5 protein-coding genes and 3 rRNA genes are annotated in these 11,988 nt (G+C 63.4%); all 8 read left to right on the forward strand.

The genetic code is table 11. The features are described from left to right. Positions 1-3 precede the first annotated feature (3 nt). The 8 genes from argH to FVP77_RS03935 all read left to right on the forward strand — a co-directional run bounded on the left by argH (position 4) and on the right by FVP77_RS03935 (position 11,972). Positions 4-1,434, forward strand: a complete 1,431-nt coding sequence (gene argH / locus FVP77_RS03900) for an argininosuccinate lyase (protein WP_147893332.1) — start codon at positions 4-6, stop codon at positions 1,432-1,434. Between the two features lie 60 nt (positions 1,435-1,494). After that, positions 1,495-2,766: a tyrosine--tRNA ligase gene (tyrS, locus tag FVP77_RS03905; RefSeq protein WP_147894426.1), complete on the forward strand. Its 1,272-nt coding sequence runs from the start codon at positions 1,495-1,497 to the stop codon at positions 2,764-2,766. Between the two features lie 12 nt (positions 2,767-2,778). Next, positions 2,779-3,597: a DUF4184 family protein gene (locus FVP77_RS03910; protein WP_147893333.1), complete on the forward strand. Its 819-nt coding sequence runs from the start codon at positions 2,779-2,781 to the stop codon at positions 3,595-3,597. Between the two features lie 513 nt (positions 3,598-4,110). Beyond that, positions 4,111-5,632 (forward strand): 16S ribosomal RNA (locus FVP77_RS03915). Positions 5,633-6,050: 418 nt separating this feature from the next. After that, positions 6,051-9,156 (forward strand): 23S ribosomal RNA (locus FVP77_RS03920). A 104-nt stretch (positions 9,157-9,260) separates the two neighbouring features. Next, positions 9,261-9,377: ribosomal RNA gene (gene rrf, locus FVP77_RS03925) — 5S ribosomal RNA — on the forward strand. Together the 16S, 23S and 5S rRNA genes form the textbook arrangement of a ribosomal RNA operon. A gap of 787 nt (positions 9,378-10,164) precedes the next feature. After that, positions 10,165-10,938, forward strand: coding sequence for a hypothetical protein (locus FVP77_RS03930; RefSeq protein ID WP_147893334.1), 774 nt, complete (start codon positions 10,165-10,167; stop codon positions 10,936-10,938). Continuing rightward, positions 10,938-11,972: an HAD-IIA family hydrolase gene (locus tag FVP77_RS03935; RefSeq protein ID WP_147893335.1), complete on the forward strand. Its 1,035-nt coding sequence runs from the start codon at positions 10,938-10,940 to the stop codon at positions 11,970-11,972. Before FVP77_RS03930 ends, FVP77_RS03935 begins: the two co-directional genes overlap by 1 nt. Positions 11,973-11,988 lie beyond the last annotated feature (16 nt).

Below are 11,988 nucleotides of genomic sequence, written 5' to 3' on the forward strand. Positions count from 1 at the left end.
AGGATGAGCACGACGAGCGGTCACGGCACGAACGAGGGAGCGCTCTGGGGCGCCAGATTCGCCGGGGGTCCGTCGCCCGAACTCGCCGCCTTGAGCCGGTCGACCCACTTCGACTGGGTGCTCGCGCCGTACGACATCGCCGGATCGCACGCGCACGCCACCGCTCTCACCGCGGCCGGATACCTCACCGCCGACGAGGCTGCGGCCATGCACGAGGGGCTCGACGAGTTGGCTCGTCGCGTCGCCGACGGATCGCTCGTCGCGGCGCCCGACGACGAAGACGTCCACGGCGCCCTCGAAGGAGCCCTCATCGACATCGTCGGCCCGGCGCTCGGGGGCAAGCTCCGCGCCGGACGCAGCCGGAACGACCAGATCGCGACCCTGGTGCGCCTGTATCTGCTCGACCACGCCCGGGTGGTCGCCCGCGACGTGGTGCGGCTCATCGACGCCCTCGTGTCGCAGGCCGACGCCCACGCCGACGCGATCATGCCCGGCCGCACGCACCTGCAGCACGCGCAGCCGGTGCTGCTCGCGCACCACCTGCAGGCCCATGCCTGGCCGCTGGTGCGCGACCTCGAACGACTGCGCGACTGGTCGGCGCGTGCGGCGGTCTCGCCGTACGGCGGCGGTGCGCTGGCGGGGTCCACGCTCGGCCTCGACCCGCAGCTGGTGGCCGACGAACTCGGTCTCGCCCGCCCGTCCGAGAACTCGATCGACGGGACGAGCGCGCGCGACGTGGTGGCCGAATTCGCCTTCGTCGGTGCGCTCATCGGGGTCGACCTGTCGCGGTTGTCGGAGGAGATCATCCTCTGGAACACGCGGGAGTTCTCTTTCGTGACCCTGGACGACGCCTACTCGACCGGCTCGAGCATCATGCCGCAGAAGAAGAACCCCGACATCGCCGAGCTGGCGCGCGGCAAGTCGGGTCGCCTGATCGGCAACGTCGCGGGACTCCTCGCAACGCTGAAAGGTCTTCCGCTGGCATACAACCGCGACCTGCAGGAGGACAAGGAGCCGGTCTTCGACACCGTCACCACCCTCGAGACGGTGCTCCCGGCGTTCACCGGGATGATCGCGACGCTGCGTTTCGACACCGACCGCATGGCCGACCTCGCACCTCAGGGCTTCTCTCTCGCTACCGACGTCGCCGAATGGCTCGTCACCCGCGGCGTACCGTTCCGCGATGCCCACGAGGTGTCGGGCGAGCTCGTGCGCGCGTGCGAGGACCGCGGGATCGGCCTGGAGGACGCCGACGACGCGCTGCTCGCGTCGGTCTCGCCCCTGCTCGAGCCGGCGGTGCGCGAGGTGCTCTCGATCGAGGGCTCGGTCGGCCGTCGCACGGGGGTGGGCGGCACCGCACCTGAACGCGTCGCCGAGCAGCGCGCGCAGCTCGTCGCCCGCGCGCAGACGCTCGCCCACGAGCTCGGGCTGTGACGTCGGGCGGGCGTCGCCCCGCTTGATACGCTCGACGTCGTGTCTGACGCCGCCGAACCGATGATCGATCCCACCTTCGAGAACGTCTGGGACGAGATCGTCTGGCGAGGACTCGTGCACGTCTCGACCGACGAGTCGGCACTGCGCGAAGCGCTCTCGGGACCGCCGATCGTCTTCTACTGCGGATTCGACCCGACGGCTCCGAGCCTGCACCTCGGGCACCTCGTGCAGCTGCTCACCATGCGGCGTCTGCAGCTGGCCGGGCACCGTCCGCTCGGACTCGTCGGCGGTTCGACCGGGCTGATCGGCGATCCGCGACCCACCGCCGAGCGCACCCTCAACTCCCGCGAGACCGTCGCCGAGTGGGTGCAGCGCCTCCGCGAGCAGGTCGAGCGCTACTTGAGCTTCGACGGCGACAACGCCGCGCGCATGGTCAACAACCTCGACTGGACCGCTCCGCTCAGCGCGATCGACTTCCTCCGTGAGATCGGCAAGCACTACCGCGTCGGCACGATGCTGAAGAAGGACGCCGTCAGCGCGCGTCTCAACTCCGAGGCCGGGATCAGCTACACCGAGTTCAGCTACCAGATCCTGCAGGGGCTCGACTTCCTCGAGCTGTACCGCCAGTACGGCTGCGTGCTGCAGACCGGCGGCAGCGACCAGTGGGGCAACCTCACCAGCGGCACCGACCTGATCCACCGCGTGGAGGGCACCTCGGTGCACGCGATCGGAACGCCGCTGATCACGAACTCCGACGGTACGAAGTTCGGCAAGAGCGAGGGCAACGCGATCTGGATCGACGCCGAGCTCACCAGCCCGTACGCGTTCTACCAGTTCTGGCTCAACACCGACGACGCCGATGTCGTCGAGCGCCTGAAGGTGTTCACGTTCCTGACCCGCGCCGAGATCGAGGAGTACGGGCGACTGGTCGAGGCCGAGCCCTTCCGCCGTGCGGCGCAGAAGCGCCTGGCCGCCGAGGTGTCGACCCTCGTGCACGGCGAGGATGCGACGGCGGCCGTGATCGCCGCATCCGACGCCCTCTTCGGTCAGGGCGACCTGTCGGGACTCGACGCGCGGACGCTGCGCGAAGCTCTCGACGAGCTGCCGCACGCGGAGGTCGCGGCGGGGACGACGGTGGTGCAGGCGCTGGTCGACACCGGGCTCGTCTCGAGCCTGGGCGAAGCGCGTCGCGCGATCGCCCAGGGCGGCGTCTCCCTCGACGGCGAACGGATCGAGGCCGACGATGCGGTGGTGACCGGGAGCCTGCCCGGGGGAGTGTCGGTGCTCCGGCGCGGCAAGAAGACTCTCGCCGGCGTCTTCGTCGCGGGCTGAGCCGGGCGGATCGTGCCGTTCACCCCGAGCCATGCCGTGGTGGCTCTGCCATTCGTGCGCACCCCGCTGATCCCCGCTGCCATAGCGGTCGGTGCCATGACGCCCGATCTTCCGCTGTTCATCCGCACCGGACTCCCGCTCTACGGCATCACGCACAGTGCATGGGCCCTTCCGGCGACGGTCGCCGTCGCGCTCGTCCTGCTCCTGGTGTGGCGATGCGTGCTGCGTCCGGCGGCGGGGGAGCTCTCGCCGCGGTGGATCGCAGCACGGCTGCCGGATGACTGGTCGACCGTTCCGCGGGGCTCCCTGCGCGCGACGTTCGCCGACCACCGCGGTCGCATCACGGGGTCGTCGTGGGCGATCCTCCTGGTGTCGCTGCTCATCGGAGTGGTCAGCCACATCGTGTGGGATCTCTTCACGCACGAGGGGCGGTGGGGCGTCGCGCTCTTCCCGGCACTCGCCGACGCGTGGGGTCCGATGCTCGGCTACAAGTGGCTCCAGCACGGATCGTCGGTCGTGGGCCTTCTGATCCTCGGTGTCTGGGCGACGGTGTGGCTCGGCCGCCGGCCCGCGCGCCCGGTCGGGCGGATGCTGCCGTCCGCCGTCCGCAGGGTGTGGTGGCTGTCGCTGCCGGTCGTCCTCGTCGCGGCGTGGGCGGTCGGCCTCGCGACGTACGGGCCCCTCACGCCGGAGTGGACGATCCAGCACCTCGCCTATCGCGTGCTCCCGGTGGCGGTCGGAGGGTGGGGAGCGGCGACGCTCGTGCTCGCCGCGGTCGTGACCCTGATGAGCTCCAGACCCGCGGGATCACGCGGATCCACTACCGGATGAGGGGCGATCCGATGCTGCGACACGCCCGGGATGCAGCACGATTCGCCGAGACGTCGCATCCCGCGTAAGTTTCTATCTGTTCGCCCCACAGGGAAGAGCGGAAAGTCCGAAGGACTGGCCCCACCCTCAAGCGGAGAACACCTCCCGAATCCTTCGTACCTCGAGTGCGACTGGCCGCCAGGTCAGGGAGTCGGGTTGCCCACCACATGGGCGTCGGTTCGGCGCGCTCTCGGTTCCTCACGGAGTCGAAAACGTCGATTTGACAGTCGGTGTGGGTGGGATAAGGTAGTGAAGTTGCCCTGCGGGCGAGGCTGATGAGGCTGAGTTGCAGGTGCGTCCGATCCTTGAGAACTCAACAGCGTGCACTTGTCATAATGCCAAAAAACCTCGCAACCAGTTTCGGCTGGTTGGTGAGATTTCTTTGAGATTAAACGGATTTGTCAGTAATGACATCCGATCGTCAGATCAAGCTCGTTGGGCTCGACCTATTCCGGTCTTGTTCAGCAAAATTCTTTTACGGAGAGTTTGATCCTGGCTCAGGATGAACGCTGGCGGCGTGCTTAACACATGCAAGTCGAACGGTGAAGGAGAGCTTGCTCTTTGGATCAGTGGCGAACGGGTGAGTAACACGTGAGCAATCTGCCCCTGACTCTGGGATAACAGTTGGAAACAGCTGCTAATACCGGATATGAGACGTGACCGCATGGTCGACGTTTGGAAAGAATTTCGGTCAGGGATGAGCTCGCGGCCTATCAGCTTGTTGGTGAGGTAATGGCTCACCAAGGCGTCGACGGGTAGCCGGCCTGAGAGGGTGACCGGCCACACTGGGACTGAGACACGGCCCAGACTCCTACGGGAGGCAGCAGTGGGGAATATTGCACAATGGGCGAAAGCCTGATGCAGCAACGCCGCGTGAGGGACGACGGCCTTCGGGTTGTAAACCTCTTTTAGCAGGGAAGAAGCGAAAGTGACGGTACCTGCAGAAAAAGCGCCGGCTAACTACGTGCCAGCAGCCGCGGTAATACGTAGGGCGCAAGCGTTATCCGGAATTATTGGGCGTAAAGAGCTCGTAGGCGGTTTGTCGCGTCTGCTGTGAAAACTGGAGGCTCAACCTCCAGCCTGCAGTGGGTACGGGCAGACTAGAGTGCGGTAGGGGAGATTGGAATTCCTGGTGTAGCGGTGGAATGCGCAGATATCAGGAGGAACACCGATGGCGAAGGCAGATCTCTGGGCCGTAACTGACGCTGAGGAGCGAAAGGGTGGGGAGCAAACAGGCTTAGATACCCTGGTAGTCCACCCCGTAAACGTTGGGAACTAGTTGTGGGGTCCATTCCACGGATTCCGTGACGCAGCTAACGCATTAAGTTCCCCGCCTGGGGAGTACGGCCGCAAGGCTAAAACTCAAAGGAATTGACGGGGACCCGCACAAGCGGCGGAGCATGCGGATTAATTCGATGCAACGCGAAGAACCTTACCAAGGCTTGACATATACGAGAACGGGCTAGAAATAGTCAACTCTTTGGACACTCGTAAACAGGTGGTGCATGGTTGTCGTCAGCTCGTGTCGTGAGATGTTGGGTTAAGTCCCGCAACGAGCGCAACCCTCGTTCTATGTTGCCAGCACGTAATGGTGGGAACTCATGGGATACTGCCGGGGTCAACTCGGAGGAAGGTGGGGATGACGTCAAATCATCATGCCCCTTATGTCTTGGGCTTCACGCATGCTACAATGGCCGGTACAAAGGGCTGCAATACCGTAAGGTGGAGCGAATCCCAAAAAGCCGGTCCCAGTTCGGATTGAGGTCTGCAACTCGACCTCATGAAGTCGGAGTCGCTAGTAATCGCAGATCAGCAACGCTGCGGTGAATACGTTCCCGGGTCTTGTACACACCGCCCGTCAAGTCATGAAAGTCGGTAACACCTGAAGCCGGTGGCCCAACCCTTGTGGAGGGAGCCGTCGAAGGTGGGATCGGTAATTAGGACTAAGTCGTAACAAGGTAGCCGTACCGGAAGGTGCGGCTGGATCACCTCCTTTCTAAGGAGCATCTGGCACTCTTCGGGGTGTCCAGGCCCCTGGCAGAGCGAATGTCTCTGCAGGGAGCTCATGGGTGGAACATTGGACAAGGTGCTGATCGGAACTGCTGGTTCTTAGTACGTCGCTTGCGACTGGAACGGGATGTGTGGGGATGGTTGGTACATGCACGCTGTTGGGTCCTGAGGGACCGGAACGCTTGCCCTTTCGGGGGTGGGTGGGCTGACTCCTCTGGGCCTTTTCTTGTTGTCACCGGTTGGTGGGAGCGGGGGAGGGTACCGCCCGTACTTTGAGAACTACACAGTGGACGCGAGCATCTTTGAACTGACTTCGGTCAGTTCTTATAGATGATCTTAAAGATCATTAGTCAATTTCAGCCTCACCTTCGGGTGGGGTTCGATTCTTGATAAAACTCATGTGATTTCAAGTCTTTAAGAGCAAACGGTGGATGCCTTGGCATCTGGAGCCGAAGAAGGACGTAGCAATCTGCGATAAGCCTCGGGGAGTGGATAAGCACACTGTGATCCGAGGGTGTCCGAATGGGGAAACCCCGCTGGGCGGCGTGCCGACCCGGTGACTCCCGCCTGAATATATAGGGCGGGTAGAGGGAACGTGGGGAAGTGAAACATCTCAGTACCCACAGGAAGAGAAAGCAACCGCGATTCCGTTAGTAGTGGCGAGCGAAACCGGAACAGGCTAAACCGAGTACGTGTGATATCCGGCAGGAGTTGCGTGTTCGGGGTTGTGGGACTTTTCAGACAGGTCTGCCGATCTGTCGGCGTTACAAGAAGGTATAGACGAACGGTCTTGAAAGGCCGGTCATAGAGGGTGCCAACCCCGTAGTCGAAATGCCTCTCTTGACGCGAAGAGTATCCCAAGTAGCACGGGGCCCGAGAAATCCCGTGTGAATCTGTCAGGACCACCTGATAAGCCTAAATACTCCCAGATGACCGATAGCGGACAAGTACCGTGAGGGAAAGGTGAAAAGTACCCCGGGAGGGGAGTGAAATAGTACCTGAAACCGTTTGCTTACAAACCGTTGGAGCCTCCTTAGTAGGGGTGACAGCGTGCCTTTTGAAGAATGAGCCTGCGAGTTAGCGATACGTGGCGAGGTTAACCCGAGTGGGGTAGCCGTAGCGAAAGCGAGTCTGAATAGGGCGATTCAGTCGCGTGTCCTAGACCCGAAGCGAAGTGATCTATCCATGGCCAGGTTGAAGCGACGGTAAGACGTCGTGGAGGACCGAACCCACTTAGGTTGAAAACTGAGGGGATGAGCTGTGGATAGGGGTGAAAGGCCAATCAAACTTCGTGATAGCTGGTTCTCTCCGAAATGCATTTAGGTGCAGCGTTGCGTGTTTCTTACCGGAGGTAGAGCTACTGGATGGCCGATGGGGCCCAAAAGCTTACTGACGTCAGCCAAACTCCGAATGCCGGTAAGTGAGAGCGCAGCAGTGAGACTGTGGGGGATAAGCTTCATAGTCGAGAGGGAAACAACCCAGACCACCAACTAAGGTCCCTAAGCGCGTGCTAAGTGGGAAAGGATGTGGAGTTGCTTTGACAACCAGGAGGTTGGCTTAGAAGCAGCCACCCTTGAAAGAGTGCGTAATAGCTCACTGGTCAAGTGATTCCGCGCCGACAATGTAACGGGGCTCAAGCACGCCACCGAAGTTGTGGCATTGACATTTTTGGTAGGCCTTCGTGGTCCAGCCGTGTTGATGGGTAGGAGAGCGTCGTGTGGCCAGCGAAGCGGCGGTGTGAACCAGCCGTGGAGGCTACACGAGTGAGAATGCAGGCATGAGTAGCGAAAGACATGTGAGAAACATGTCCTCCGAAAGACCAAGGGTTCCAGGGTCAAGCTAATCTTCCCTGGGTAAGTCGGGACCTAAGGCGAGGCCGACAGGCGTAGTCGATGGACAACGGGTTGATATTCCCGTACCGGCGAAGAACCGCCCAAGCTAATCCAGTGGTGCTAAGAGTCCTAACCAGGAATGGATGGATCCCTTCGGGGTGAAGCCGTCTTGGCGAACGCTCGACCCCATGCTGGTGCGGTTAGCGTATTAACAGGTGTGACGCAGGAAGGTAGCCCAGCCCGGCGATGGTAGTCCGGGTGTAAGTGCGTAGGCCGAGTGATAGGCAAATCCGTCACTCATACAGGCTGAGACACGATGCGGATAAAAAGTGGGTGATCCTATGCTGCCAAGAAAAGCATCGACGCGAGGTTCTAGCTGCCCGTACCCCAAACCGACTCAGGTGGTCAGGTAGAGAATACCAAGGAGATCGAGAGAATCGTGGTTAAGGAACTCGGCAAAATGCCCCCGTAACTTCGGGAGAAGGGGGGCCTTCGGCGTATTAGGGCTTGCTCCGAAAGCGTTTGGAGGCCGCAGAGACTAGTGGGTAGCGACTGTTTACTAAAAACACAGGTCCGTGCCAAGTCGCAAGACGATGTATACGGACTGACGCCTGCCCGGTGCTGGAAGGTTAAGAGGACCGGTTAGCCGCAAGGCGAAGCTGAGAATTTAAGCCCCAGTAAACGGCGGTGGTAACTATAACCATCCTAAGGTAGCGAAATTCCTTGTCGGGTAAGTTCCGACCTGCACGAATGGCGTAACGACTTCCCAACTGTCTCAACCGCGAACTCGGCGAAATTGCATTACGAGTAAAGATGCTCGTTACGCGCAGCAGGACGGAAAGACCCCGTGACCTTTACTACAGCTTGGTATTGGTGTTCGGTGTGGCTTGTGTAGGATAGGTGGGAGACTTTGAAGCATGGACGCCAGTTCGTGTGGAGTCATTGTTGAAATACCACTCTGGTCACTCTGGATATCTAACTTCGAACCGTAATCCGGTTCAGGGACAGTGCCTGGTGGGTAGTTTAACTGGGGCGGTTGCCTCCCAAAAAGTAACGGAGGCGCCCAAAGGTTCCCTCAACCTGGTTGGCAATCAGGTGGCGAGTGTAAGTGCACAAGGGAGCTTGACTGTGAGACTGACAGGTCGAGCAGGGACGAAAGTCGGGACTAGTGATCCGGCAGTGGCTTGTGGAAGCGCTGTCGCTCAACGGATAAAAGGTACCTCGGGGATAACAGGCTGATCTTGCCCAAGAGTCCATATCGACGGCATGGTTTGGCACCTCGATGTCGGCTCGTCGCATCCTGGGGCTGGAGTAGGTCCCAAGGGTTGGGCTGTTCGCCCATTAAAGCGGTACGCGAGCTGGGTTTAGAACGTCGTGAGACAGTTCGGTCCCTATCCGCTGCGCGCGTAGGAAGTTTGAGAGGATCTGACCCTAGTACGAGAGGACCGGGTTGGACGAACCTCTGGTGTGTCAGTTGTTCCGCCAGGAGCACCGCTGATTAGCTACGTTCGGGATGGATAACCGCTGAAAGCATCTAAGCGGGAAGCCGGCCTCAAGATGAGACTTCCATGCCTTCGGGCGAGAGGCTCCCAGCCAGACTACTGGGTTGATAGGCCGGATGTGGAAGCGCGGTAACGCGTGAAGCTGACCGGTACTAATAAGCCGATGACTTGATAACACACCGTTTTTGGTGCTTGCGTCCACTGAGTGGTTCCCGATGTACGGTCGGGAACATAACACAACAATGATTTGCGTTCGTGTTGACTGAAACATCGATAGTGTTTCGGCGGCCATAGCGTGAGGGAAACGCCCGGTTACATTCCGAACCCGGAAGCTAAGCCTCACAGCGCCGATGGTACTGCAGGGGGGACCCTGTGGGAGAGTAGGACACCGCCGGACTTCTTTTCAGTGAAATGGCCACCCAAAGCTGGGTGGCCATTTTGCGTTTACGGGCCCGTAAACTGGCCCACCAGGAGGACCCGCCATGGCAACTGAAGACGCCGACGCCCCCCGCGGCGACGACCGGCCCGCTCGGAGCGGGGGCGCCCGCCGCGATGCGGATCGAGGCCCGCGTTCGGATAAACCGCGGTTCGAGGGACGCCCGTCACGGGGCGGTGCTCCTCGATCGGACAATCGTGCGGGGCGTGACGATCGTCCGGCGCGCACGGATCGTCCGCAGCGTGACGGCGCTCGTCCTCCCTACGGCGATCGACCGCGTCGCGACTCGCCACGCTCCGATTCCGGCGGGCGTCCTCCCGCCGGCCGATCGTATGGGTCCTCCGACAGGCCCAACCGTGACGCGCGCCCCTCGTCGGCGGGGCGTCCCGCTCGGGAAGGCTCGTACTCTCGTGACGGTCGTCCGCCGCGCAGCGATGACCGGACCGGTCGTCCGCCGCGAGGCGACGATCGTGGCGGCCGCCCGCCGCGCAGCGACGATCGCGGCGGGCGTCCCCCGCGCACCGACGACCGTGGTGGCCGTCCGACCGGAGGGTCGGGATACCGCGGAGCGGCCGGGGGAGGCCGGCCTTCGTCGTCCGATCGCGCGTCGCGACCCCCGGAGCGGTTCCGTGAGAGCGGACCCGAGCTCCCCGAAGACATCACCGCGAAGGATCTGCCCGCCCAGGCGCGCAACGAGCTGAAGACCCTCAGCAAGGAGAACGCCGAAGAGGTCGCTCGTCACCTCGCCATGGCCGCTCGTCTGATCGAAGACGATCCTGCCCTGGCGCACGAGCATGCCCTCGCCGCTACCCGCCGGGCCGGCCGCATCGCGGTCGTCCGTGAGACGGCGGCGATCACCGCGTACGGCATCGGCGACTTCGCGCTCGCGCTGCGCGAACTGCGCACCTATCGCCGTATCTCCGGTCGCGACGACCAGATCGCGCTCCTCGTCGACAGCGAGCGCGGGGTGGGTCGTCCCGACCGCGGTCTCGAGGAGGGGCGTGGCGTGGATCGCACGAAGCTCCCCACCGAGGTGCGCGTCGAGCTCGCGATCGCCATGTCGGGTGCGCGGCTCGACCTCGGCGAGACCGACCGTGCTCTGCAGGAGCTCGACATCCCCGAACTCGACCCCGACCGCGCGTTCGAGTGGAGCCCCGCGCTCTTCGCCGCGCGCGCAGCGGTGCTCGAGGAGCTCGGCCGCGACGACGAGGCGCAGCTCTGGCGTCGACGTGCCGACGTGGCCGCCGACGCCCTCGACGATGCGTCCGGTGTCGCCGACCACGAGGTGCTGATCGTCGACGAGACCGAGGACCCCGATGCCGTCATCCCGGCGGATCCCGACGACGACATCGCCGACGACACGGCGTCGGACGATGACTCCGGCGACGACACTCACGACGAATCCGACGACGTGGCGCCGGAGGGGGAGACCGAGGCAGCGGTCGCCGGCGGAGCCGTCACGGAACCCCCCGCCGATGAGCGCGCCATCGCGGCCGACGAGACGGTCGGCGAGGACCGCTGATGTGGGGGCGCTCGTCGTCCACACCGACCCCGCTGGACGGCGTCGATGTGCTGCTGGCCGACCTCGACGGTGTGGTGTACGCCGGCCCTGGCCCGATTCCGCACGCTGTGGAGAGCCTCAACCGCGCAGCATCCGACCGTCGTGTCGGGTACATCACGAACAACGCGTCGCGAACGGATGCGTCGGTCGCCGCGCACCTCGTCGAGCTGGGGCTCGCCGCGACCCGCGCGGGTGACATCGTCACGAGCCCGCAGGCGGCGATGACGTTGCTCGCCGATCTCGTCGCGCCCGGCTCGACCGTGCTCGTCGTGGGCGGCGAGGGGCTGGTCGTCGAGGTCGAGAAGGCGGGCTTCGTCGTCACGCGCTCCGCAGAAGACGCGCCGGCCGCCGTGGTGCAGGGGTTCGCGCCCGATGTCGCGTGGGTGCACCTCGCCGAGGCGGCGTTCGCACTGAAGACGCCCGTCGAAGACGGCGGCATCCCCTGGGTCGCGACCAATACCGACTGGACGATCCCGCAGGCGCGCGGTATCGCTCCGGGCAACGGCACGCTGGTGTCGGCCGTGCACACCGCGGTCGGGCGTCTGGCGACGGTGGCAGGCAAGCCCGAGGTGCCGATCTTCCGGGAGGCGGAGAAGCGCTTCGACGCGTCGAGCCCTCTCTTCATCGGCGACCGCCTCGACACCGACATCAAGGGCGCCGTCGCCGCGGGAATGCGGTCGGTGCACGTCCTCACCGGCATCGATCGCCCGAAGCACCTGCTCGCGGCGCCGCCCGACTCGCGCCCCGACTTCATCGTGAGCGATCTGCGCGAGCTGTTCGAGCCGTACCCGTCGACCATCGTCAAAGGCACCCGGACCACCGTGGGCTCGGCGACCGTCGAGATCGACGGCGCGGATCTCCGGATCGTCTCGGAGGGCGACCGTCCGGTCGACCTCGTCCGTGCCGGGGCCGCGGCTGTGTGGAATTCGGGGCGGGCGATCTTCGGGTTCCGCGTGCCGGAGCGTCTGTACGCCGACCCGTTCTGGCGACCCTGAGGTCGTTACGATAGCT

The organism is Microbacterium hatanonis (assembly GCF_008017415.1).
Classification (GTDB): Bacteria; Actinomycetota; Actinomycetes; order Actinomycetales; family Microbacteriaceae; genus Microbacterium; species Microbacterium hatanonis.